The 22,324-nt window shown below is 65.6% G+C and carries 22 protein-coding genes and 3 pseudogenes; 10 read left to right on the top strand and 15 right to left on the bottom strand.

The window, feature by feature from the left end; all coding sequences use genetic code 11:
• Positions 1-9 precede the first annotated feature (9 nt).
• Positions 10-564 carry a helix-turn-helix domain-containing protein gene (locus ACSGC5_RS05850; protein ID WP_434969677.1) on the top strand — a complete coding sequence of 185 codons (555 nt, stop codon included), beginning with the start codon at positions 10-12 and terminating at the stop codon, positions 562-564.
• A 43-nt stretch (positions 565-607) separates the two neighbouring features.
• Positions 608-2,357, top strand: a pseudogene (locus tag ACSGC5_RS05845) (DEAD/DEAH box helicase).
• A 26-nt stretch (positions 2,358-2,383) separates the two neighbouring features.
• Here the strand turns inward: ACSGC5_RS05845 and ACSGC5_RS05840 are convergent.
• Positions 2,384-3,295, bottom strand: a complete 912-nt coding sequence (locus ACSGC5_RS05840; RefSeq protein WP_434969676.1) for a L,D-transpeptidase — start codon at positions 3,293-3,295, stop codon at positions 2,384-2,386.
• A 149-nt stretch (positions 3,296-3,444) separates the two neighbouring features.
• On the opposite strand from ACSGC5_RS05840, the gene ACSGC5_RS05835 reads away from it, so the two are divergent.
• Positions 3,445-4,695, top strand: a complete 1,251-nt coding sequence (locus ACSGC5_RS05835; protein ID WP_434969675.1) for an IS256 family transposase — start codon at positions 3,445-3,447, stop codon at positions 4,693-4,695.
• Between the two features lie 474 nt (positions 4,696-5,169).
• On the opposite strand, the gene ACSGC5_RS05830 is transcribed toward ACSGC5_RS05835, so the two are convergent.
• Both ACSGC5_RS05830 and ACSGC5_RS05825 read right to left on the bottom strand, forming a co-directional pair.
• Positions 5,170-5,640, bottom strand: a complete 471-nt coding sequence (locus ACSGC5_RS05830; RefSeq protein ID WP_434969674.1) for a general stress protein — start codon at positions 5,638-5,640, stop codon at positions 5,170-5,172.
• Positions 5,641-5,686: 46 nt separating this feature from the next.
• Entirely contained in the window at positions 5,687-6,571 is an 885-nt protein-coding gene (locus ACSGC5_RS05825) for a M48 family metalloprotease (RefSeq protein ID WP_434969673.1), read from the bottom strand.
• A gap of 290 nt (positions 6,572-6,861) precedes the next feature.
• Between ACSGC5_RS05825 and ACSGC5_RS05820 the strand changes: the two genes are divergently transcribed.
• A complete protein-coding gene (locus ACSGC5_RS05820; RefSeq protein ID WP_434969671.1) occupies positions 6,862-7,056 on the top strand; it encodes a hypothetical protein in 195 nt (64 codons plus the stop codon).
• 50 nt (positions 7,057-7,106) lie between these two features.
• Here ACSGC5_RS05820 and ACSGC5_RS05815 read toward each other — a convergent pair whose 3' ends face one another.
• Positions 7,107-7,433 (bottom strand): MerR family transcriptional regulator, encoded by a 327-nt coding sequence (locus tag ACSGC5_RS05815; protein ID WP_434969669.1) that lies wholly within the window; start codon positions 7,431-7,433, stop codon positions 7,107-7,109.
• A 76-nt stretch (positions 7,434-7,509) separates the two neighbouring features.
• A complete protein-coding gene (locus ACSGC5_RS05810; protein ID WP_434969668.1) occupies positions 7,510-9,630 on the bottom strand; it encodes an amylo-alpha-1,6-glucosidase in 2,121 nt (706 codons plus the stop codon).
• 146 nt (positions 9,631-9,776) lie between these two features.
• Here ACSGC5_RS05810 and ACSGC5_RS05805 point away from each other — a divergent pair, with 146 nt between their 5' ends.
• From ACSGC5_RS05805 to ACSGC5_RS05795, 3 genes and pseudogenes are all read left to right on the top strand, one after another.
• Positions 9,777-10,928 (top strand): glycosyltransferase family 4 protein, encoded by a 1,152-nt coding sequence (locus tag ACSGC5_RS05805; protein WP_434969667.1) that lies wholly within the window; start codon positions 9,777-9,779, stop codon positions 10,926-10,928.
• A gap of 72 nt (positions 10,929-11,000) precedes the next feature.
• Positions 11,001-12,040, top strand: a pseudogene (locus tag ACSGC5_RS05800) (IS256 family transposase).
• A gap of 42 nt (positions 12,041-12,082) precedes the next feature.
• Positions 12,083-12,349: pseudogene (locus ACSGC5_RS05795) on the top strand (DUF6112 family protein).
• A 44-nt stretch (positions 12,350-12,393) separates the two neighbouring features.
• Here ACSGC5_RS05795 and trxA read toward each other — a convergent pair.
• From trxA to ACSGC5_RS05765, 6 genes are all read right to left on the bottom strand, one after another.
• Complete coding sequence (gene trxA, locus ACSGC5_RS05790) at positions 12,394-12,774, bottom strand: thioredoxin (RefSeq protein WP_434969666.1); 381 nt, start codon at positions 12,772-12,774, stop codon at positions 12,394-12,396.
• Positions 12,775-12,812: 38 nt separating this feature from the next.
• Entirely contained in the window at positions 12,813-13,118 is a 306-nt protein-coding gene (locus tag ACSGC5_RS05785; protein ID WP_434969665.1) for a glutaredoxin family protein, read from the bottom strand.
• Positions 13,118-13,765 (bottom strand): redoxin domain-containing protein, encoded by a 648-nt coding sequence (locus ACSGC5_RS05780; protein ID WP_434969893.1) that lies wholly within the window; start codon positions 13,763-13,765, stop codon positions 13,118-13,120. The genes ACSGC5_RS05785 and ACSGC5_RS05780 overlap by 1 nt, the downstream gene beginning before the upstream one ends.
• 97 nt (positions 13,766-13,862) lie before the next feature.
• The gene (locus tag ACSGC5_RS05775; protein WP_434969664.1) at positions 13,863-14,363 is read right to left on the bottom strand and encodes an Hsp20/alpha crystallin family protein; all 501 of its coding nucleotides are present in this window, start codon (positions 14,361-14,363) and stop codon (positions 13,863-13,865) included.
• 146 nt (positions 14,364-14,509) lie between these two features.
• Positions 14,510-15,436, bottom strand: a complete 927-nt coding sequence (locus ACSGC5_RS05770; protein WP_434969663.1) for a transposase — start codon at positions 15,434-15,436, stop codon at positions 14,510-14,512.
• Between the two features lie 50 nt (positions 15,437-15,486).
• The gene (locus tag ACSGC5_RS05765; protein ID WP_434969661.1) at positions 15,487-15,804 is read right to left on the bottom strand and encodes a transposase; all 318 of its coding nucleotides are present in this window, start codon (positions 15,802-15,804) and stop codon (positions 15,487-15,489) included.
• 87 nt (positions 15,805-15,891) lie between these two features.
• On the opposite strand from ACSGC5_RS05765, the gene ACSGC5_RS05760 reads away from it, so the two are divergent.
• The 3 genes from ACSGC5_RS05760 to ACSGC5_RS05750 all read left to right on the top strand — a co-directional run bounded on the left by ACSGC5_RS05760 (position 15,892) and on the right by ACSGC5_RS05750 (position 17,904).
• The gene (locus ACSGC5_RS05760; RefSeq protein WP_434969660.1) at positions 15,892-16,494 is read left to right on the top strand and encodes a helix-turn-helix domain-containing protein; all 603 of its coding nucleotides are present in this window, start codon (positions 15,892-15,894) and stop codon (positions 16,492-16,494) included.
• Between the two features lie 78 nt (positions 16,495-16,572).
• Positions 16,573-16,761 (top strand): hypothetical protein, encoded by a 189-nt coding sequence (locus ACSGC5_RS05755; protein ID WP_434969659.1) that lies wholly within the window; start codon positions 16,573-16,575, stop codon positions 16,759-16,761.
• 54 nt (positions 16,762-16,815) lie between these two features.
• Complete coding sequence (locus tag ACSGC5_RS05750) at positions 16,816-17,904, top strand: hypothetical protein (RefSeq protein WP_434969658.1); 1,089 nt, start codon at positions 16,816-16,818, stop codon at positions 17,902-17,904.
• A 14-nt stretch (positions 17,905-17,918) separates the two neighbouring features.
• Here ACSGC5_RS05750 and ACSGC5_RS05745 read toward each other — a convergent pair whose 3' ends face one another.
• The 4 genes from ACSGC5_RS05745 to ACSGC5_RS05730 all read right to left on the bottom strand — a co-directional run bounded on the left by ACSGC5_RS05745 (position 17,919) and on the right by ACSGC5_RS05730 (position 22,311).
• Positions 17,919-18,503, bottom strand: coding sequence for a hypothetical protein (locus ACSGC5_RS05745; protein WP_434969657.1), 585 nt, complete (start codon positions 18,501-18,503; stop codon positions 17,919-17,921).
• Positions 18,500-18,631, bottom strand: a complete 132-nt coding sequence (locus ACSGC5_RS05740; protein ID WP_434969656.1) for a hypothetical protein — start codon at positions 18,629-18,631, stop codon at positions 18,500-18,502. The genes ACSGC5_RS05745 and ACSGC5_RS05740 overlap by 4 nt, the downstream gene beginning before the upstream one ends.
• A gap of 87 nt (positions 18,632-18,718) precedes the next feature.
• Complete coding sequence (locus ACSGC5_RS05735; RefSeq protein WP_434969655.1) at positions 18,719-20,446, bottom strand: UvrD-helicase domain-containing protein; 1,728 nt, start codon at positions 20,444-20,446, stop codon at positions 18,719-18,721.
• A gap of 5 nt (positions 20,447-20,451) precedes the next feature.
• The gene (locus ACSGC5_RS05730; protein ID WP_434969654.1) at positions 20,452-22,311 is read right to left on the bottom strand and encodes an ATP-dependent nuclease; all 1,860 of its coding nucleotides are present in this window, start codon (positions 22,309-22,311) and stop codon (positions 20,452-20,454) included.
• Positions 22,312-22,324: the final 13 nt, after the last annotated feature.

The raw sequence follows: 22,324 nt of genomic DNA, 5'->3' as shown, positions 1-22,324 counted from the left end.
GCTGGATCCATGGCAATCAGCGATGTGGAAGCGCTCGCACGGATGCGGCTGCGCAGCGTCCGGACGACTCTCGGGTATTCGCTCGATGAGGTCGCCGAGCGGAGCAATCTCAGCGCATCGACGATCAGCCGCATCGAGACCGGCAAACGGGCGCTCAGCATCGATGTCCTTGTGCCACTCGCGGAGGCGCTGCAGATCAGCCTCGACGATCTGTTCCACGCCGAAGACGACGATGATGTCGTCATCCGACCGACCCAGCGCAGCTTCGGCGCACGGACGACGTGGGCCCTCAATCGCATCGATGGCCGCACGATGGCGATGAAGATGCGGCTCGAGCCCGAGCCCGAGGTGCCGGCGACACGCGTGCATCCTGGCTTCGACTGGTTCCTCGTCCTCGAGGGCCGCGTGCTGCTGCAGCTCGGCGAGCGACGCATCGAGGTCGCGCAGGGTGAGGCTGCCGAGTTCTCGACCATGACCCCCCACGCGATCAGCGCGATCGACGCGCCTGCAGAGCTCCTGATGGTCTTCGACCGTGAGGGCCAGCGGGCGCACCTGCACCGCTGAGGCCGAATCGCGCTGACACCGCCGAGCGACTAGCGTCACACCCATGGCCTCCTCCTCCGAGCACGTGACCGACGAGGCAGCGCCTCCCCGCGCTGAGCCCGCCTTCTCCGACCTCGGTCTCGACGACGCGGTCATGAAGGCGCTCAAGGATGTCGGCTACGAGACGCCGTCCGCCATCCAAGCCGCGACCATCCCCACACTGCTGGCGGGCCGCGACGTCGTCGGACTTGCCCAGACGGGGACCGGAAAGACCGCCGCGTTCGCGCTGCCGATCCTCTCGCGGCTGGACCTGTCGCAGAAGACCCCGCAGGCCCTCGTGCTCGCACCCACCCGCGAACTCGCCCTGCAGGTGTGCGAGGCGTTCGAGAAGTACGCCTCGCACCTGCGCGGCGTCCACGTCCTGCCCGTCTACGGCGGCCAGGGGTACGGGCAGCAGCTCTCGGCGCTGCGCCGAGGCGTACACATCGTCGTGGGAACGCCGGGCCGCATCATGGACCACCTCGATAAGGGCACGCTCGACCTATCGGAGCTGAAGTACCTCGTGCTCGACGAGGCCGACGAAATGCTCAAGATGGGCTTCGCCGAGGATGTCGAGACGATTCTCGCCGACACCCCCCCCCCCCCCGACCAAGCAGGTCGCCCTGTTCTCGGCGACGATGCCGGCGCAGATCCGCCGCATCTCGGCGCAGTACCTGAGCGACCCCGAAGAGATCACGGTCAAGACCAAGACCACCACGTCGGCCAACATCACGCAGCGGTACCTGCTGGTGTCGTACCCGCAGAAGGTCGATGCGCTCACCCGCATACTCGAGGTCGAGAACTTCGAGGGCATGATCGTCTTCACGCGCACGAAGAACGAGACCGAGACCCTCGCCGAAAAGCTGCGCGCCCGCGGATACACGGCTGCAGCGATCAGCGGTGACGTCGCGCAGGCGCAGCGCGAGAGGACGGTCAACCAGCTCAAGAGCGGCAAGCTCGACATCCTGGTCGCCACGGATGTCGCAGCCCGCGGCCTCGACGTTGACCGCATCAGCCACGTCGTCAATTACGACCTACCGATCGACACCGAGTCCTACGTCCACCGCGTGGGCCGCACGGGACGAGCCGGACGCGCGGGAGCGGCGATCAGCTTCGTCACCCCGCGCGAGCGGCGCATGCTGACCTCGATCGAGAGGGCCACGCGCCAGCCCTTGACCGAAATGAAGCTGCCGAGCGTCGAGGACGTCAACGCGACCCGGCTCACACGCTTCGACGACGCGATCACGGCAGCGCTCGCGGATCCGGCGCAGATCGGCATCTTCCGCGACATCATCGCCCACTATGTCGAGCACCACGACGTGCCCGAGGCGGATGTCGCTGCAGCGCTCGCGATCGTCGCGCAGGGCGATACTCCCCTGCTTCTCGAACCGGATGCAGCACGCGAGCCGCGGTTCGCCCGTGGCTCGCAGGACCGACCCGGGCGTGGTGGACGCGACCGCAACGAACGCTCCGATCGCGGCCCCCGCAGCGGAGGCGGACCGCGAACGACCTACCGGATCTCGGTCGGCCGGCGCCAGAAGGTTGAGCCGCGCCAGATCGTCGGAGCCCTCGCCAACGAGGGGGGCCTTCGCCGCGAGGATTTCGGCGCGATCCAGATCCGCCCCGACTTCTCGCTCGTCGAGCTGCCCGCGGATCTCTCGCGTAACACGTTGAGGCGACTCGAGAACACCCGCATCAGCGGCAAGCTGATCGAGTTGAAGCCCGACCGATTCGGCAACTCGGCTAAGCGCGAAGACCGCCCACCGCGCCGCTGACCACCTCCGCGGCATCCGCGCGAGCGTCATTCGCGGATGATGACCGGAGTCCCCAGTGGGAGCGCAGCGAGCGCGTGGGCTGCCGCTTCATCGACGCGCAGGCATCCGTTCGACACTCGACCGGAACGGGTGTCGTGATAGTGGAAGGCGGTGACGGCGACATCGCCGCCGTCGAACCCGTCGAGAGTCGGACTATGCACCGAGAGGTAGGTGATCGGATTGCCCCTCGTGTACGCGAAGGTCGGCTCGGTGCGCACCGTCATGATGAACGAACGACCGAGGGGCGTCGGCGTCGCCTCGACGCCGGACCCGAAGTCGCTGGCGACGCGCTGCCGGTCCGCGCCACGAACGATGTCGATGGTTCGGTCGCCGAGGGAGACCTCGACGACCGCCTCTTGCGCCGTGAACTCGACGTCCTGCGTTCGGAGCCATCCGGTGAGTTGCCCGGAGTTCCCCCCGGAGGGATAGGCCTGGCGGCCCACGAGCATGACCTTCGCCCATGCGTCGTACTGCTCGATCACCGGCACCACGGTGCCGTCGTAGTAGTAATCGCGCGGAAGCGACGCCACCGGAGCGCCACCGGGCTCGGCGAAAACGGGGACCGCGGCGCCCGCCGCTCGAGCGGCGACCCCGGTCAGCTCTCCGAACGGATCGTCGTCGACGGGCAGCTCGGGAACGATAGCGAAGACGGTGACCTCAGGGAGTCCGGCGAGGTCGTAGTCGGTCGTGTCCGCGGCGGGTCCGACCAGGGTGGGTGTCGGCGTCGGCTCGGGTTCGACTGTGGGCGTAGGCGTGGGCGTCGGCGCTGCCGCGAGCGGTTCGCCCCGCCCCGACGCGACGATCGATGCGATGACGAGCGCCGCCGCGACGAGGACACCGGCGACAGCAAGCGCGATCCATCCCGCGTTTCGTCGGGTGAGCGTGCGCGTCGTGGCCATGCATCCATCGTCGGCGCTGACGAAGACCCCCACAAGCGCCGAAGTTGGTGTAGTTCGCGGTGGCCGGTCTCGTCGTAGAGATGGGTGCGGTCACCGTGTAGTTCCCTTCGAGAAAAACTCTCACATCCCACTCGAAAGGCATCTTCACGATGACCGCACCTCATATTGTCGACCCCGCTGGCCTGCTTCAGGAAGCGCTGGGCGACGCGTCTCCCGATCTGATGCGCAGGTTGCTGCAGACAACGATCAACGCGCTGCTGTCCGCCGACGCGGACGCCGTCGTCGGCGCGGAATGGGGCCAACGCTCCACCGACCGGGCGGCGCAGCGCAACGGCTACCGGCACCGCGACCTCGACACCCGGGTTGGGACGATCGACGTCGCGATCCCCAAGCTGCGCTCCGGCACGTACTTCCCCGAATGGCTCCTCGAACGCCGCAAACGCGCCGAGTCGGCGCTGATCACGGTCGTCGCGGACTGCTACCTCGCTGGCGTCTCGACCCGCCGGATGGACAAGCTTGTGAAGACCCTTGGGATCCACAACCTGTCGAAGTCGCAGGTCTCACGGATGGCCGCGGACCTCGACGAGCACGTCGCCCAGTTCCGGCACCGACCCCTGGGGGATTCGGGCCCGTTCACGTTCGTCGCCGCCGACGCGCTCACCATGAAAGTCCGTGAAGGCGGTCGGGTGATCAACGCCGTCGTGCTCGTCGCGACCGGCGTCAACGCCGACGGGCGCCGCGAAGTCCTCGGGCTCCGCGTCGCGACGTCCGAGACCGGGGCGGCCTGGAACTCGTCCTTCGCCGACCTCGTCGCCCGCGGCCTGGGCGGCGTTCGCCTGGTCACCTCCGACGCCCACGCAGGCCTGGTGGAGGCGATCGCGGCGAATCTGCCCGGCGCGGTCTGGCAACGCTGCCGCACCCATTACGCGGCCAACCTGATGAGCGTGACACCGAAGACTATGTGGCCGGCGGTGAAAGCGATGCTTCACTCCGTCTACGACCAACCCGACGCTGCCGCCGTGAACGCCCAGTTCGACCGGCTCCTGGACTACGTCAACGGGAAACTCCCCGACGCGCACGAGCACCTCGACACCGCACGAGCTGACATCCTCGCGTTCACCGGGTTCCCCGAAGGGCTCTGGCAGCAGATCTGGTCCAACAACCCCAACGAGAGATTGAACCGGGAGATCCGTCGCCGCACCGACTCCGTCGGCATCTTCCCCAACCGCGACGCGATCATCCGCCTCGTCGGCGCCGTCCTCACCGAGATCACCGACGAATGGGCCGAAGGCCGCCGCTACCTCGGGCTCGAGATCCTCGCGAAGTCCCGACTCGCCCTCGTCGACAACACCGGCACGGAGGAGGTGAACACCGACAGCACCCTCGAGCTCACCGCCTGAACCATCAACAGATCGAAGGAACCCGAACTACACCACTCCCTGGGGCTTGACCTAGCGCGACAGCGATTGCGATCACGATGGCCACCACAACAGCGACCAGAGTCGCGGCAGGAGACCGCAAGATCATTGAGGTTCTCGAGCGCCACCATCGGGTCCCGGGTACTTCCGACAAGACTCTTTCCTCTCTGTAGGAACACCGCCGCCGGTGCTCCTCGCCACGCGACGTCCCCGCTAGGGCGCAATCCGAACCACCAGGATTCGCTGTGAACAGCCGTCCGGTTTCTGCAGGAGGGTGTCCCCCTTGGCTGCGTCGCAGAAGCATCAGCTCGGCTGGATGAGCGGACGACGCCAAGAGGTCGACGGCGCCCAGCCGCAGCTTGCGGCAGTTGACGCGCACGGCGACGAGCGAGAGCCGTTCGCTTGGACGCGCGGGTTGCGCGCGTACGGGGTTGAGTGGCTGACGAGTTGGCTTGGTTACTGTTGCGGCTGGGCTTCGGCGAGCAACGTCCGGGCCTGTTCGAGATGGTTCGGGCTGGTCATGACGTCCCAGTGTTCAGCGGCGAGTTGCTGTACGGATGAGAAGTCGCGGCCGCCCCTCCAGATGCCGTGCCCTGCGAGACCGAAGATCGCTCCCCAGAGCGCACCGAGGCCGACTGCCCACAGTGCCGTCCAGAGCCAGAGAATCCCTGGCGTGAACAGGGACAGTACGAGTCCGATCAGCAAGCCGAACCATGCCCCGCTCGCCGCGCCGTAGCCGGCGGCGCGAGCGAACGTCATGCGCCCGGTCACCTGCTCTTCGATCCGGACATTCCAGCCGACGATCGAGACGTGCTCAACGGGGAAGTCGGCATCGGCGAGCTTGTCCACGGCGGCCTGCGCGGCCTGATAATCCTCGTAACGGGCGAGGAGTGCACGAGCGGGCGTGGTTGCGTTGTCCTCGGTCATCAGAGTTTCTCCTTTCGAAGGTGCGGTTATCGGTGGTGCGCCATACTCAGCGAATCGACGCCGGGCGTCGGTGATCTCGGCGTTCGTCGGCGAGTTCGAGCAGTCGCCGCACACGTTGAGACGTCGGCGGATGCGTCCGGAACAATCCACCGAGCCCGTCGTCGGCGAGCGGGTTCGCGATCATCAAGTGGGCGTTCGCGGTGGTCGCAGGCGTGCTCACCAGCGGCGCGCTGTGCACGCCTGCCTCGATCTTCTGCAACGCCGCCGCCAACGCGAGCGGATCGTCGGCGAGCTCGGCACCGTCAGCGTCGGCCTCGAACTCGCGAGTACGGCTGATCGCGAGTTGAATAAGTGCGGCCGCGACCGGCGCGAGAACGAGCATGACGAGCGTCGCCAGCGGGTTCGGGGCACCCTCATCGTCGCCGCCCACCGGCAGGAAGAACGCAAAGTTGGCCAGCGACGTGATCACGCCCGCGAGACCGGCGGCCACGCTCGAGACGAGGATGTCTCGATTGACCACATGGGACATCTCGTGCGCGAGGACGGCACGAAGCTCACGCCATGTCAGCAGCCGCAGGATTCCCTCGGTGACGCATACCGCCGCATGACGTGGGTCACGACCCGTGGCAAACGCGTTCGGCTGCGGCAACGGGCTGATATACACCTTCGGCATCGGCACGCCCGCAGCATCCGACAGCTCCCGCACCGTCGCAATGAGAGTGGGCGCCTCCCACTCACCCACGCGACGCGCTCCCATCGCGCGCAGCGCGAGACGATCCGACCAGAAGTAGGCGGCACCGTTCATCGCCAGCGACAAGAGCGCCGCGACCGCGAGGCCCGAGCCGCCAGCGATCGCATACCCTGCTACGAGCATCAACGCGGACAGCGCACCCAACAGGACAGCTGTCTTGAGTCCGTTCCAACGACGCATTGGACATCAACCTCCCCGGCTCATTAAACTTGCGTCGCTACGTGTCAAGTTTAACTTGACTCTGTCTATCCTTCAACTCGATCTGCGAGTAACCTGCTACTCTAGGTGAAGGTTTTCAGGCTCAGTATGTGCAGCACGCAAGCGTTGATCTTGCCCTCGGCTGCGCACCGGTGCCGCGAGGTCCCACCTCGTGCTCCGGAAGTCATCGCAGCAGCGCGGTGGGCGACTTCGAGCAGGCGAGGCATCTGAGGTTCAGCGAATGAGGCGATGAGGATAAGGAGGAGCTGGGGATGACGAAGCAACCGGGTGAGGATCCTGAGGTTCCCCTCGAGGATGCACTGGAGCAGGACATAGATGCGGGCCCCGACGCGGCGGACGACCGGGTCGCGACCTCGGTGCCGCTGCCGGAAGACGCCGACCCGATTGACGCATGGGAGCAACGGATCGAGACTCCCCTCGACGATGAGGATCAGCGGGAGCTCTAGAGACGAGTCAAGAGATCGTCGGCCGGCCCAATCTTCCGACTGAGTCGGCGTCAGGCCGTCGGTCGCGACCGCAACTCGCTGATCTCGTGCTCGAGGGCCTCGACCCTTCGCCGGAGGGCGAGAACCTCTCTGACGCCAGGAAGCGTGACCCCGGCGTCGGTGAGGTCCTGGACCTCGCGAAGCCTCTCGACCTCGTTACGCGAGTAGCGCCGTTGACCACCATCGGAGCGCTCTGGGGACACGATGTCCTCGTCGTCCAGTCGACGAAGCGCAGCCTGCTGCATGCCGAGCAGGGTAGCCACCTGGCTGATCGTGTAAATGGGGGCGTCGTCCTGGTACAGGGGCGGCATCGCTTCGCTGCTCTTTACCTCCGCCATCTCTCATTCCTTCTTCTCCATCGCGCATCTCACGGACGCATCTTTGAACACGCGGACGGCGGCTGGGTCCGGCCGCTCAGTTTCGAATCACACGAGCGTGATGCTGGTCGGCCTCCACGTCGACCCTCCCGGAACCGAGTGGCAAACCGCGGATCTGCACCTGTCCGATCATCGCAGGAACTGGCGCCACCGTCACAAGCGCGCCACGCTCGTCGGCGTCCAACGCGAGTGCGATCCTGAGCAACTCGAAGGGTGTGGCCGCCGACCATGCCTGCGGTGAACAAGATGTGGGATACGGAACCGGCACCGGCTTGTCGCGACGGTCGAACCCGCAGAACAGCTCGGGAAGACGGCCACCGAACGCCTCGAGAGCGTCGAGAAGACCGGACAGCACGCGGATCGCCGCATCTTCGCGCCTGTACCTGATCATCCCCGCAGCGGCGATGACGGAGTCGTGCGGCCACACGGAGCCGTTGTGGTAGCTCGCCGGGTTGTATCGGGCGGAACGGTCCGAGAGCGTGCGAATGCCGAAGCCGGTGAACATGTCCGGCGCGACCAGCCGGTCGATGACGGCGTCCGCGACGTCGTCGTTCACGATGCCTGTCCATAGGCAATGCCCGATGTTGGAGGAGATCACCGTGACGGGCCGCTTCTTCGCGTCGAGCGCGAGGGCATAGAAACCCTCCTCCGGCATCCAGAATGCGTCGTGGAAACGAAGTCGCAGCCTCTCCGCGTCTTCGCGGAGACGTTGCGCCTCGGCCGCAGAACCGAGAGCATCCTCGATCTCCGCAGCCGCGAGATAGGCTGCATAGCAGTACCCCTGCACCTCCGCGAGCGCGATCGGCGCTTCCGCGACGGAACCATCGGCATGGGCGATCGAGTCTCCGCTGTCTTTCCATCCCTGGTTCAGGAGCCCGCGGTCGGTGCTCCGCTTGTACTCCACGAACCCGTCTCCATCGCTGTCGCCGTAGGTGCGGATCCAGTGCACCGCAGCGTCCACGGCAGGCTTGAGCTCGGCCAGCTCTTCCACCGGGACCCCCCACCTCAGTGCCCGGCCCACCAGCATCACGAACAGCGGCGTCGAATCCACCGAGCCGTAGTACACGCTTTCGCCCCCCAGGGTGAGGGAGAGATCCGCGCCGCGCCGGACTTCGTGGAGAATCTTGCCCGGCTGCTCCTCAGCCATCGCCAGCTCCCTCGTCCCCTGTAGCCGCGCAAGCGTTCGGGCGGTCCCGAGCGCCAATCCGGGAGCGTAGGGAAGCATCATCCAGCTGGTGATCAGAGCGTCACGCCCGAAGAGGGCCATGAACCACGGCGCGCCCGCCGCGACCACCTGGTCCTCGGGATGCTCGGGGTCCACGATCCGCAAGGCACCGAGATCACGTTCGCTGGTCGAAAGAGCCTGGGCGAGCACGGTGTTGCCGACCTCGATGACCGGTGCCGCCTCGTGCCATCCCTGCATCCGCCGCGCAGGCTCGGTATGGGCCAGCGGCCGATCAAGGGGGAAAGACGCCGCCAGTTCGTCGCCTGCGACGATCGGAAGAACCTCGACACTGGTCTGCCACTGTCCATGAGCAGGCACCACCGTGCGGAAGGTGAGGACCCCTGGAACGGCCTGCGCTCCCGGCGCGTACACGCGCACCCCGCGCTCCTCTCCTGACGACGCGGACACAAGGAAGGAGACCGAATCAGAGCTCGCCGTCGACGAGACTCCGAGAGCGCGCACGGGTCTCGCCTCCTTCACCTCGAAGAGGTCGGCGAAATCGGCATCGAGATGCAGAACGATGTCGAGTCCTGCAGACTCGGCCCCGAAGTTGGACACCACGATGTCCTCCCGCATGCCCTGCCCGACCATCCGATGGCGCTCGACGATCACCGTGGGCTCGACCTGTCCCGGTCGGGTGGGGATACGACCCACGAAACGGCACTCGAAAGGCTCAGCAGGCAGCACGGTGAGCGGCTCGACCTCATGCCCGTCGATACGCAACTGCCACCGCGAGAGCACTCTGGTGTCCATCACGAACAGCCCGTCGCTGCGGTGGGGGACGATATCCCCGTTGGGCTGCGACACGCAGAACGAGGAGCCTTCCACCAACGTCACGGAGCCCTGGAGCTGCGGAACCGCTCCGATCCCGTGGGGTCCGGGCTGATCATCACCGACCAGGCCTCGCGCTTCCAGGTCTGCTTCGGAAGCCACTTCGCGCTCCTTCCTCACTCGAACTCTCGCTCGAGACCACCATACCTATACTTGTAACGGTAAGTTACATGGACCTATAGTGCGAGCAACTCTTCGATGGGGAAGGGAGATGTGATTCCGGGAACAAACACTCTTGGGAGTAACTCATGTCACTCATCGTCGAACGGCAAGACACCGCGACACCGCACGAGGGCGGGCAACCGCTCAAGATCGGCATGATCGCGCCGCCATGGTTCGAGCTTCCCCCCGCGGGATACGGAGGCACCGAGACTGTCGTGGCCGGACTGGTCGACCAATTGGTCGACCGCGGGCACGAGGTCACCCTCGTCGGGTCCGGCAGGTCCGGAACGCGCGCACAGGACTTCAGACCCGTGTACGACACGCCTCCGTCGCATCTGCTCGGATCGAGCGTGATGCCCGAGCTCGTGCTCGCCGCCGAAGTAGGACGGATCATGGACGAACTCGACGTGGACATAGTCCACGATCATTCCGCGGCCGGCCCGCTGCTCGCGCGGCACCGACGACAGCCCACCGTCGTGACCATGCATGGTCCGGTCGCCGGTGAGAACGGTGATTACCACCGTCGCCTCGGATCGACGGTGGGCATCATCGCGATCTCCGACGCCCAGCGACGACAGGCACCAGAGCTGAACTGGGTGGGCACCGTCCACAACGCCATCGATGTCGCGGCCTTCCCCTTCCGAGAGCAGAAGTCGGACACGGTGCTCTGGCTGGGTCGGTTCAGCCCCGACAAGGGAGCGCACGTCGCCATCGAGACCGCCCGTCGCGCAGGGCGGAAGATCATCCTCGCCGGAAAGCTCACCGAACCCTCGGAGAAGGCGTACTTCGACCGAGAAGTCCGCCCCCTGCTCTCCCACGACGCCGAATACATCGGCGAGGCCGATACGCACCTCAAACGCGAACTGTTCGCGAACGCCGCGTGCCTGCTGTTCCCGATCCAGTGGGAGGAGCCCTTCGGGATGGTGATGGCTGAAGCGCTCGCCTGCGGCACGCCCGTGATCGCCACGCGCCGGGGAAGCGTCCCCGAGATCGTGCGACATGGGGAGAACGGTTTCATCGCCGACGCTGCCGACCAGCTCGTCGAGGCGGTCCAGCGCGCCTCGGAGATCGACCCGCATATGTGCCGGAACGATGCCGAGCAACGCTTCGACCTCCCCGTGATGGCCGCGGGATACGAGCGCATCTACCGCATGCTTGCCGAGGGAACCGCGGAGATTCGAACAATGACCGGAACCGCCGACGCATCGGAACCCAGGAGGCGGAGCGACAGGACATGACGGGACTGTCTGACTAGCGGTGGATCTGGTCGGGCCTGACCGAAAGGAAGGGTGATGACCGATGTCATCGAGATGATCGATCCTGTGACGGGGGGAGATCATCGACGAGCAGCAGCTCGCGGAGCAGCTGCTGAAGCAAGCGTAGGAACGGGGCGTCGACCTCGGCGGCCCGGACGGGTTGCTGAACGGACTGACGAAGCGGGTGCCGGAGACGGCGCTCGAGGCGGAGATGACCGAGCACCTCGGCTATGAGAAGCACGCTGTGTCGACCAGCGAGAATGCGCGCAACGGGACGAGGTCGAAGACCGTGCTGACCGAGGTCGGTCCCGTGCAGATCGAGGTTCCTCGGGACCGGGACGGGTCGTTCGACCCGAAGATCGTCAAGAAGCGGCAGCGGCGGTTGACCGGGGTCGACGAGATCGTGCTCTCGCTCGCCGCGCGTGGGCTGACGACCGGGGAGGTCGCCGCGCACTTCGACGAAGTCTACGGAGCCTCGGTGTCCAAGGACACGATCAGCCGGATCACCGACAAGGTCATCGAGGAGATGACCGAGTGGCCAAGAACCGCGGCGTCGAGGACGTGTGCATCGTCGTCTGCGACGGCCTCAAGGGCCTGCCAGAGTCGATCGATACGGCGTGGCCGCTCGCGACGGTGCGGACCTGCATCATCCACCTGATCCGTAACACGTTCCGGTTCGCGTCCGGCACTACTGGGAAGAGATGGGCAAGGACCTCCGACCCGTCTATACCGCCCCGACCGAATCGGCCGCGGTCGAGCGGTTCGAGGAGTTCGACGCGAAGTGGGGCGGGCAGTATCCAGCGATCACGAAGCTCTGGCAGAACGCGTGGTCCGAGTTCGTGCCGTTCCTGGACTGGGACGTCGAGATCCGCCGCGTGATCTGCTCGACAAACGCGATCGAGTCGCTCAACGCGCGCTACCGCCGCGCCGTGAGGGCGCGCGGGCACTTCCCCAACGACGCTGCGGCGCTGAAGTGCCTCTACCTCGTGACCCGCTCGCTTGACCCCACCGGCAGGGGCAGGGCACGCTGGGCGACGAGGTGGAAGCCGGCACTGAACGCGTTCGCGATCGCATTCGAAGGCCGAATCAACTAACCATGCGCTCGGCCAGATCCACCATTAATCGGACACACTCTGATGGACGTGTTCCCCGACCTCGGTGGCGTCGGGGGTGCTGCCCGGCTCCACGAGATCGTCGGCGCGCTGCTCATGGCTGTCCTCGTCACCGCTGTGCTCATGCTCATCGTCTGCGCCATCGCGTGGGCGGTCGCATCATCCTGTGGCAGTCACCAAGCCGTGACCAAAGCCCGCACCTGACTGTTCGCCGCGGTCGGCGCTGCGATGCTGGCCGGGGCCGGCGTGGCCTGGCTCAACTTCCTGCTGGACGTCGGCACTGGGCTCTGAGCCATGCGTTCCGCCGTGCGGGTGCCATCGCCTATTGGGTTCTGTCAGGTGTTGAGGGAACGTTCGACCCAGGCGCGCAGCTGCGGCGCGGGAACGGCGCCGACCATGCGGTCTACTTCTTTCCCGTCGCGGTAGACCAGAAGGGTGGGGATCGAGGAGACGGCGTGGCGTTGGGAGATGCGTGGCGAAGTGTCCGCGTTGACCTTGGCGACCTTGAGGCGTCCGGCGAGGTCGCGGGAGAGCTGGTCCACGACCGGCGAGATCTGCCGGCACGGGCCGCACCAGGGCGCCCACACGTCCACCAGCACGGGGAGTGTCGCCTCCCCGACCACCGTGTCAAACGAGTCATCGTCGGCGTCCACGAGCCAGGGCAGGTCGGTGTGGCATTTGGCGCAGCGCACCCTGCCCGGACGCGCCTGGGGCACGCGGTTCTTCGCCGCGCACCCCGGGCACGTCACGACGCTCACAGCCACACCCCGTGCCGCGCGAGGACGGCCTGCACCTGGCGGAGGCTGGGCTCCATGAGCCACTCCCCGTCGATGTGCACGACCGGAGTGCGCAGCCGTCCGCCCGTTAGCGCCTCCAGGCGTGCTTGCACGGAGGGATGGTCGTCGAGGTCGACGTAATCGTATCCGACACCTGCCCGATCCAGCGCCCGGCGGATCAGCTGCGTGATCCCGCACCAGCGGTTGCCGTAGATCGCCACCGGCACCGTTCGCGTGCGGGGCGCGCGCCGAGGGCGGGTGGGCGTGACATCCCAGATCGTCATCACTGCACCTCCTTGTCGTCGTTGTTGCGCTCGTTGTCGTCGTTGTGCTCCTCGACCGCGACGAGGTCGAGGGCGTCAACGAGCGCGTCGAAGTCCGGCAGCTCCTTCAGCCGCTCGGACACGTGAGCCCAGCGGATGATCCCGTCGGCGTCGACCAAGTAGACGGCGCGTTCGCTGTGCCCGTCGGCGTTCCGCCACACGTTGTACGCGCGGGCCGTCTCACCCCGTGGCTGGAAGTCGCTCAGCAGCGGGTAGCGGATGCCGCGCACCGCAGCCCACGCGCCATGACTGTAGATCGAGTCGACCGAGATGCCCAGCAGGCGGATGCCGCGGGATGCGAACTCGTCATACTCCTGTTGGTACAGCTCCAGTTGCACACTGCATCCCGGACTCCAGTCCAACGGATAAAACACCAGCGCCACCGGAGACCCGCGCAGCTCCGAGAGCCGCACGATCGTGCCGTCCGCGGCCGGGAGCGCGAAATCCGGCGCCGGCGTCCCCGGCTCCAGACCCGTCGTCACCCGGGATCCGTCCATCGGAGGCGCGCTCCGATAGAGTTCGCGAACCGCAGCCAGATCGTCCGCAGGCTCTACGACGGGGGCGGTCTCGATGCTCGTCGCCGAGTCCAACAGATCGAAGGCGTCCATCACGCAACCCCCGTTCTCCGAGAACGGACGACGTGAACGGGAACGTTCCCGCGCATCCGGAGCCCGGGGCCCTTCCGGGCCCCGGGCAGCCACCGGGTCAGGAGTCGACCGAATGCGCGGGTCGGGCTTTTGGGTCCGCGACCTCCTTCTCGGCCACGCCCGCCCCGATCGCGTGCGGGGTAGAGGACGAGGATCCTTCGACGGCGACAGCGACCTTGCGCGGGAGCGCATCGGCTCTCACCGGCAGCGTGATCTTCAGAACGCCATCTCGATAGTCGGCCGCGATCGCATCCAGATCCACCTCGTCGCTCAGTGCAAGCTGCCGAACCACGCGCGCGGAACTGCGCTCGCGGACCAGCCAGCGCTCGCCGCGGTCCTCCCGTGAGGTATCGCGGTCCGCGCGGATGGTCAACAGCCCCGCCTCAGCGGAGACGTCGATCGACGACGGGTCGAACCCCGGAAGATCGGCCTCCACTACATAACGATCATCCTCCCGGTAGAGGTTGATCGGCGCGGAACTCAGCGCAGACTCCGGGAACCCGGAGAAGAACGCCGAGCTGATCCGGTCCAGTTCCTTGAACGTATCGAACAGCATCATCACTCTCCTCTCGTGTATTGAGTCACCTCGACTCAATTTTACTCTGGGTGACGCACGAGCACGCAGATTTATTCCCGCTCGCGCAGAAGAATCTCCGCGCCGAGAACCATGCATCGTGCATCGCTGTCGCACCTAACTGTCGAGATCTATCTCGGCAGCATCAAAAGTGTCCCGCGGCAAGTAGTTGGCAGGATTTCTTCTCTTTCGAAGGTGGGGATGGTGGGGTCGGCCAGGCCCAGGTGCACCTCCATCGGCCGGTTCCAGGCGATCGCCTCGTGAGGCCGCTCGGTGTTGTACTCGACCCGGTAGTCCTCGGCGCGCTCGATCAGGGTCAACGCGTCGGGGATCTCGTCGAGGAACAGCCGCTCATACTTCAGCGTCCCGAACCCGCGTTCGCGTGACCCGTTCTGCCCAGGGCTCTTGACCCGGGTGCGGACGTGTCGCAGCTCGGGGTGTCGCATGATGAACAGCTCGAAGTTCAGCGACCGGAACGGGCCGCCGTTATCGGTGACGATCGTCACCACCGGCAGCACCTCACCCGTCTGAGGGTCGACCTCGCATTCGTCGACGAGCGGGTGCCCGAACATCGCCTCATAGTCGGCCAGAGCGAGCTCGATAGCCGCGATCGCGTCGTACTGGTTCGCGGTCGGCGACACGTGGAACGGGTGCTCGACCTTCGAGTACCAGTCCCGGCACCCCGCGATCCGCCAGGTCCCGCCCTGGGCGGTCTCGAACTCGCTGAAGTCCAACTGCCAGACCTGGTTCGGACCCGTCGGGTTCTTCGCAAACGCCGCCTTCCGATCCTTCGCCAGCTCGCGCCGCTGCTTCTGATACTCCGACGGCAGGATCAGCCCGTCGTCACGCAGCAACCGCAGCACGGTCGCCTGCGACACCACATGGCCGTCGTGCCGGGTCAGCGCCCAAATCTTCCGATGCCCCCACGCCGGCTTCGCCAGAGCGTGCTTGGTCACCAGAGGGCGGGCGGCGTCCCGCGCCGGTTGCGGCCACGGACCCTTCGGTGGCTGCTCCTGGCGTGCCTTGGCCTGCCAGCGCCGCCAGGTCCGTTCGGGCATGTCGATCAGCCTGCAGAACCTCGACGTCGACACGCCCGCCTCGATGCGGATCACCTCGAGGTCTTCGAAGGGCCCAACCGGCCCTCCGCAGACTTCTTCCACACGCGGATCTCGACCGCCGCCTCACCCAGCGCCTGGGTCAGATCCGCGACCTCCGCCTCGAGCTGCTGCTCCCGCGTCGACGGCCCGGACTTGCCTGCCGCCAGGCCGGTCTTTCCTGCCTCAAGGAAGTCCGCCTCCCACCGACCGATCGACTGCTCGCTGACCTTCTCACGCCGAGCCGCCTCGGCGATGGTCATCTCGCCGGCGAGGACGCTCAGCACGATCCTCGTCTTCTTCTCCACCGGGATCACTGGTGGTCTACCCATGGTCAAACTCTCCGCTCAGAACTCAATCAATCGTCCTGCCACAAAGTCCGACGCGCGACACTCAGACCCCAGCTCCGACCTCTCCAGATGGGGTCGGAGCATCGCCCTGCGCGGATTCTGGCCCACTCGACGGGCACCTTTTGGTGCACTTCGCGGGCAGCAACGCCGAACGAGATTGGTCCACTTGCGCGGTGGACGGACCGAGCAGCTCGAACGAGTGGACCAGGCAGTGACCACCCTCAGAAACGACGAAGCCCTGGTGAAAGTTGCCTCCCACCAGGGCTTTTTGTCGGGCTCCTGCGAAACTACTGCCAACAAGCCCGGAAAGCCGCGGAACTGGCCGAGCTCCTGGCCACGGCACGCGAGTCGACACGAGAGGTCAACGACCGCACGGTCCCCCAGAAGAACGCCCTCCACAGGTCGGTCGTCAAGCTCCTGATCGAGGACTACGAGGCCGGGGCGTCCACGTACGAGCTTGCCAAGCAGTACAACCTGCGCCGCAACACAGTCCGCGACACGCTCCGTCGCGCAGGGTTCGACCTCACCTCCAAGTCGAAGCGCGCTGCCCTCAGCGACGAGCAGAAGACCGAGGCACGGCGCCTGTTCGCCAACGGGACGACACGTCGCAAGCTCATGGAGATGTACGGCGTGAGCGAGTCGACGATCAGGCGGGTGCTGCGCTGTCGGTGATGAACAGCACCTACTCCTCGCCGGAAGGCTCAGCGGGCGCGAAGCCCTCCTTCGCCATGATGCGGCGCGCCATTGCGAATGCATGCGCTCCAGGAGCGGAACGCTCTTGTCGCGATAGTCCTCGCGGACTCCCTCGGCTGGCCAGAGGCGCACCTCGAGGAATCCGACCCGCTCCGCCGCATCCGTCTTCCCCAGGGCGACTGCCCCGATCTGAGCTTCGACGAGCGGCGGGAATGGAGACAGCGGAATCCGCAGCGCAACTGGTGACGCAAGCGGGCGACATCGCTGGGCGCTTTCCGGTTACCTCGGCAGACTAGGAGCATGCATCTTCCAATCCGGGCGCAGGGCACCACGCTGACCGATGAGCAGGCGAAGATCCTCGACGACGAGTTCTTCCTCTCCAATCCGCTCAGCCATTTCTCGTCGCGGGTCTCGATGCTGCTCGAAACCGCTCGATCGAGCTACGAGGCGAGCCCCGAGAACGAACCGGAGTTCTTCAAGACACTTGGTCTTGACAGCGCAGATTCGGCGCTCAAGTTCGATGCTCAGCACCGCAGCGTCCAGGTCGCGATCGATGCGTTGTCTCTTCGCCATCAGGCTGCCGAAGCCCTGACCCGTTTCATCTATGCACGAGTCGCCGCGGCGCCGCGGGATGGCGATGCGAAGTCCACCTGGCTGGCCATCGCCGACAGCCCAACTCCCATGATCAAGGTCATCGAAGCCAACAAGACGGCGCTTGACGCAGACCCACACCGATTCCTCCAGCTGCTCTTCCCGCCTGGCACTGTCGTTGAGGGGCCGGTTATGGGGGCTGCTGAGACGGCGGTGGCATGGGCGAATCACGCCGTGTGGTTGCTGACAAGCGATGAGCTTTCCATCAACGCAGCACACAACAAGCTCAAGCACGGCCTGGCGACGTCGGCACGCGGAGACGTGCGAATCGAGTTGATCACGACGCCACCGAACGAGGACGGGACGATCCCCACCAGCGCCTTCGGAGAAGGCAAGTCGATTCCGCTCTTCGACCGCCCGATGCTCACGTATCTCAGCCGACCGCCCAAAGAGTTGCGACAGGGCCTAGAAGCAGTCTCCCTCCGGGTCGACCTTCCCGTAGTGCTGACCGAGACCTGGATGATGGCGAATGTGTACGCCGCGATGTTCCACATTGCTGCCCGCGAACACTATGGCGAGAACCTCCCGGAGGGCGTCGCCCCGTACCCCACGCTCGTCGTTGGACGGCTGCCAGAGCACGTCATCGGTGGCCGTCCCCTGGGGTATCGGTCGGCGGTGACGTTGCCGCCCGATGGGACAACCGCGCCGCGCCCGTCCGGGGTCGCCTTCTTCAAGCAGTTCTGGCCGATGATCATTGACTTTGAAAGCAAGACCGAAGGCGTCGTCGTTGACGAGTAGCCGGGCGGCTCAGATCAGTTGAAACGGAACGTGCGGTACGAGCTCTGTACGTTGAAGCGGAGGCCTTCCTTCCGTCGCTGCAGGAACCCCGCGACCGTGTCAACGTCGTCCGGCCGCATGCCGAGTGCCCGGCACTTGGCGCGCACCTGTTCGACGGTGATCGGCACCCAGCGCTCCGGCCTGTTCATCATGTCTGCTTTGAGTTTGTCTTCTTCATTCCACTTCAAACCCGACGAGTAGCCAGCCGCCATCGCCGCGATGTACTCGAGAATCCCATCCACCCCGTTCGGCAACGGTTCCTGCCGATCTGCTGGCTCCTCGACAGGCTGAGGCTCGACGGTGCGCCCATGAAACAGTTGGACAGGGTTGGCGTCTTCGATCCACTCCGCCGTCTCGTCCTCATTCCACTCGATGATCGCGAGCGCGTCAGCGTCAACGCCCCACAGGCCATTCAGGTGCTTCCGATTCGGCCAGGCGTAGAGCACACGGCGGCCCGCGAGCGACCCCGTCGAGAAGCCCCTCCATGAAAGATGAGTGACTCCCGATGCCACCACCAGCCGCTTCAGGATGTCGCTGTGCACCTGCTTCTGCGGCGTCACGACAACGACAGGATGACGGGTTGATCCGCGAGCCACTGAATCGCACGCAGGTTCTGCGGCTCGCGAGAGGTCTCCCCCTCGCTGAGCCGCGAGATCGCGACGGGGAACGTATACGCGTGGGATGTCATCAGCAGCGCCTCACTTCGTGTTGGGCTACTCACGGTAGTGGTGGCCACCGACATTCTTAGGTTGGAAAGCGCGGCGATTGTGCGTCCTCAGTTTGAGAACGACGAACTCGCTGGTGTTACGAGATCTGGAGCGCCCCGCGGTCGAATGATCGCCACTTGGTGCCGCGCACGTGTGATGCCGACCCGCAGCAGGCGTCGCGATGCGGCGCGCTGCGCCTCGGTGTCGGTGTCGCGGAAGAAGCTGCCCTGGTATTGCCCTTCAACGAGCAGGACGCCGTCGAACTCTTTGCCCTTGGCCTTGTGGATGGTCATGAGGACGCAGCCGCGTGGGTCGCGCTGATCGGACTGAAGCCTGCCCGCCTCGAGCGCGCGGCGAACCAGGTCGATGGCGCGGCCGTAGCTACCGCGAAGATCCCAAGCTGAGGCGAGGCGGCTTCCGATCTCGTCGGTTGCTCGGAAGAGCCGGACGAACTTGGCGTTGGCTAGTAGATCCGACAAGTCGTTCCCGGCCGCCAGCAGATCACGCGCGTGTAGCCAGTCCCTTGCAGGATCACCCTGAAGCACCAGACCGTTGTCGTAGGAGGCGGTGAGACCCTTGGCGCTGGCCAGCCGCTGCGTCTCACCTCTGCGCGCTCGGTCTGCGGCGGTACGGTATCGCTCGCTGGTCTGCCGGGCGGCGTTGCTCGCACTGGCAGCGTTCTTCGCATCGAAATAGTCGGCGATGCGGTCGAAGGTCTGGCCGAGCGCCGTTTCCTTGGGGCAGCCCGGCCATTCCAGAATCGAAGCTACTACCAAAGCAGCTGCTGCCGTGAGGTCGGCGTCCCACAGCACATCGTGCTCGACGGGTTTGATCGTCTGGCCGTTGAAGTTGTGCTCTTGCCCCAGGACCGTCGACAGCTTTCCGACGAGCGCGTTCGTTCTGGCGAGTACCACTACGGACGGGTGAGCGACCCCCGCCTTGCGGAGCGAGCCGAGCATCCAGACTACCTCGGCGTGGACGGTGCTATCGAACGCGTTCGGCCAGTAGGCGCGCGTGATCACATCCTTGGTCTCAGGCAGAGGCCGGTTCGTCAGGACGGCGTTGGCGTACTGCAGGATGCCGGCGTCGGGGCTTCGATGGTTCTCCCCGCTGAGATCGAACTCGGCCGGGCTGAGGTGGGTGCGCAGGTGATTGAGGCGCTCCGGATCCACGCGAGCGTCATAGTCGAAGATCCGCTGATCAGGGTCGGCCATAAACACGGTCTTCGACCGCGTCGACAGCGCCTTGACCAGCGCCCACTGCGCGTCATCGGTGTCCTGGAACTCGTCCAGGATGATCACGGGGTACTTGTTGGCGAGCAGCGATGCAATCGACGCGCTGCCAGCAACGAGTTGGGCGGCAGCGGCTGCGAACTGTCCGAATGTGAAGCGGCCGTCATCGCGCGCAAGACGTTCGGCCTCAGCGCCCCAGTCACCATCGAAGGCAGCCTTGGCGAGGTTCTCCTCGCCGGGATAGACAATGCGCGGAACGCTCCCGGTAAGCATGCGACCGTGCGCTCGAAGAATGTCCATGGCGAACGCATGGTAGGTGCGCACGGCGATCTGCCGCCGCTCGTCCGAGCGCAAGATGTCACGGCAGCGGATCTCGACCTGGCGGACGGCTGCGCGAGAGAAACTGAGGAACAGGATCTCTTGGCCAGGTTCTAGGGCGGGAATCATCTCCTGGGCTTTCAGCAGCGACAGCGTGGTCTTGCCGGAGCCGGGGCCGCCGAGTACCAGGACAGGGCAGTCGCGATCCAGCGCTTCCTGGGCGGTCTTGGAGAGCTGCACCTCCACGGTGCCTATTCCTCGGGCTCCGCGGCGTCGGCCGTCGGCGCAGAAGTGTCGTCATCCAGTATCAACTCAGGCTGGTCCTGGAGCTGCTCGTTGATGATGAGGAGCGCATCACGGATGAAGGCCGGCAGTTCGGCCTCGGTCTCGCACTGCTCGATGAGCGTTCCGGTGTACCCGAAGCCGAACGCATCGCCCTTGCGAGCCTTCAGCACCTTCGCTGCCAACTCGGCCAAGTCGCCGTCAGCAACCTGGTCAGCCACGTATGGGTGGCTTGACGGGTAGTCGTCGCGCCGCACGACTTCGTCAAGGAAGCTTCGCAGCACTCGCGTCGGAACCTGCTTCACGAGGATCTGCTCGATGCCGGTCTCCGGTGATTCCCAGAACTCGTCGAACGACTTGATGTTCTCCGTCGCGTCCGCTGCATCCGGGGCGTTCAGCTTGTCGCGCATGCCGTAAACCCGCTTGCCGAGCGCCTTGAAGATCGGGGCGTAGCGCGGGACTTCGCGGTCATTACCTGCGTTGAAGAGGGTGACTCCGGTGAGGTCGACGTGCGAGTAGTCGTCTCGGAAGCGTTCGAGCGCCGCGGAGACGGCGTGCACGGTGACCATCTCCGTCTGTCCCTCGAGGACAAAGACGGCACGGCTCAGTATCGCTTCGGCAAACTGGCGGCGCTGCGTGCGGTAGGTCTTCGGCTTGACGCTCGCGGTATCGATTGGCTCGCCGGAGACGGTGTCTCCGTCACGCGAGAGGATGACCACGTTCTCCGGGTCGAATTGCTCGATGACGTAGGGCGAGTGAGACGTAACGATCGACTGTCCCATCTGTTGCACCACGTACTTCGTCACGCGCCGCTGGGTGTGTGGAGGAAGCGCGATCTCCGGCTCCTCCATCACGAAGATGACCGACTGGTCTTCCTTGAGATCCGCGATAATCGTCAGCAACGCAAAGACCAGCAGGTTGATCGAGCCGGTGCCCTGCTTGGCGAACGGTACTGAGTGGTTGCTCGGTTGCGTCGCAACGAAGAGCCGCACGACCTCGCGCAGATGCTCGCGCGTCAGATCTGAGGCGAAGAACGCGGCAGAGTCCTCACCTGGAGCCAGGTTGACGAACTTACCGAGGCGCGTGCGGATGTTCTCTCGGATGACCTTGAGCTGTTCGATCTCTCCGATAGCCGGATCGAGGTCTTGCAGCGCGCCAAGCGCGTCCCGCCACATCTCCGCTGCGCTCTCACCGCCGAGTCGGAGAATGGTGTCGAGCAGCGAACCGCGCTGCAGGCTGAGCGCACGAGATCCCGTGCGCAGCGCTCGCAAGAAGATGAAGCCGCAGAGCCGCTTGTGCGCACGGCTGAACTGTGCACGGCCCGCTCCGAGTGATGCGCGCTCATCTTCGTCGAGCTCGTCGAACCCGGGTAGCGGGTGGTCGAAGAAAGTGTCCCCGATGAAGTCGTCCTCTTCACGGTCATAGCGCCCGATGAAGATGACGGGGAGTGCCCAGACGATTCCATCGCCGTCGGCAGATTGGAGGCTGTCGGGTTCTTCATCGATGAACGAGAGCGCCTCGTCGTCCCAGCGTCGAACGTGCTGGAAGAACCGGCGCAGCTGCTCGTCCGAGAGGTCAGTGAGCACTGCGCGCACGCGAATCTCACGTGGGCCGCCCTCATCGCCGAGGTAGTCACCGTGGGAGAAGTCGTGCTCGTCGATGACCGGTCTGCGATGGAGGCGCTCTGGCCCCAGGACCACCTCCAGCGCTTCGCACACCGTGGACTTGCCGATGTTGTTCCCGCCGACCAGCAGAGTGTGCTGTTGGAAGACCACCCGGCCCTCTGTGATACCGCGGAAGTTCTCGATCTCAAGCTGTCTGACCCTCATGCCGCGGCCTCCT

It is taken from the genome of Microbacterium sp. bgisy207, from assembly GCF_965345035.1.
Classification (GTDB): Bacteria; Actinomycetota; Actinomycetes; order Actinomycetales; family Microbacteriaceae; genus Microbacterium.
The sequence above is the reverse complement of the archived record's forward strand: the minus strand, read 5'-3'. Positions and strand labels throughout refer to the sequence as shown.

Coding starts and splice junctions, on each gene's coding strand:
- ACSGC5_RS05835 (WP_434969675.1), top strand. CDS start 3,445: ATGACCGCACCTCATATTGTCGACCCCGCTGGCCTGCTTCAGGAAGCG.
- ACSGC5_RS05750 (WP_434969658.1), top strand. CDS start 16,816: ATGCATCTTCCAATCCGGGCGCAGGGCACCACGCTGACCGATGAGCAG.
- ACSGC5_RS05820 (WP_434969671.1), top strand. CDS start 6,862: ATGACGAAGCAACCGGGTGAGGATCCTGAGGTTCCCCTCGAGGATGCA.
- ACSGC5_RS05775 (WP_434969664.1), bottom strand. CDS start 14,363: ATGATGCTGTTCGATACGTTCAAGGAACTGGACCGGATCAGCTCGGCG.
- ACSGC5_RS05825 (WP_434969673.1), bottom strand. CDS start 6,571: ATGCGTCGTTGGAACGGACTCAAGACAGCTGTCCTGTTGGGTGCGCTG.
- ACSGC5_RS05805 (WP_434969667.1), top strand. CDS start 9,777: ATGTCACTCATCGTCGAACGGCAAGACACCGCGACACCGCACGAGGGC.
- ACSGC5_RS05730 (WP_434969654.1), bottom strand. CDS start 22,311: ATGAGGGTCAGACAGCTTGAGATCGAGAACTTCCGCGGTATCACAGAG.
- ACSGC5_RS05780 (WP_434969893.1), bottom strand. CDS start 13,765: ATGGACGCCTTCGATCTGTTGGACTCGGCGACGAGCATCGAGACCGCC.
- ACSGC5_RS05850 (WP_434969677.1), top strand. CDS start 10: ATGGCAATCAGCGATGTGGAAGCGCTCGCACGGATGCGGCTGCGCAGC.
- ACSGC5_RS05760 (WP_434969660.1), top strand. CDS start 15,892: ATGGGGTCGGAGCATCGCCCTGCGCGGATTCTGGCCCACTCGACGGGC.
- ACSGC5_RS05755 (WP_434969659.1), top strand. CDS start 16,573: ATGCATGCGCTCCAGGAGCGGAACGCTCTTGTCGCGATAGTCCTCGCG.
- ACSGC5_RS05770 (WP_434969663.1), bottom strand. CDS start 15,436: ATGCCCGAACGGACCTGGCGGCGCTGGCAGGCCAAGGCACGCCAGGAG.
- ACSGC5_RS05830 (WP_434969674.1), bottom strand. CDS start 5,640: ATGACCGAGGACAACGCAACCACGCCCGCTCGTGCACTCCTCGCCCGT.
- ACSGC5_RS05815 (WP_434969669.1), bottom strand. CDS start 7,433: ATGGCGGAGGTAAAGAGCAGCGAAGCGATGCCGCCCCTGTACCAGGAC.
- ACSGC5_RS05740 (WP_434969656.1), bottom strand. CDS start 18,631: ATGACATCCCACGCGTATACGTTCCCCGTCGCGATCTCGCGGCTCAGC.
- ACSGC5_RS05840 (WP_434969676.1), bottom strand. CDS start 3,295: ATGGCCACGACGCGCACGCTCACCCGACGAAACGCGGGATGGATCGCG.
- ACSGC5_RS05765 (WP_434969661.1), bottom strand. CDS start 15,804: ATGGGTAGACCACCAGTGATCCCGGTGGAGAAGAAGACGAGGATCGTG.
- ACSGC5_RS05785 (WP_434969665.1), bottom strand. CDS start 13,118: ATGACGATCTGGGATGTCACGCCCACCCGCCCTCGGCGCGCGCCCCGC.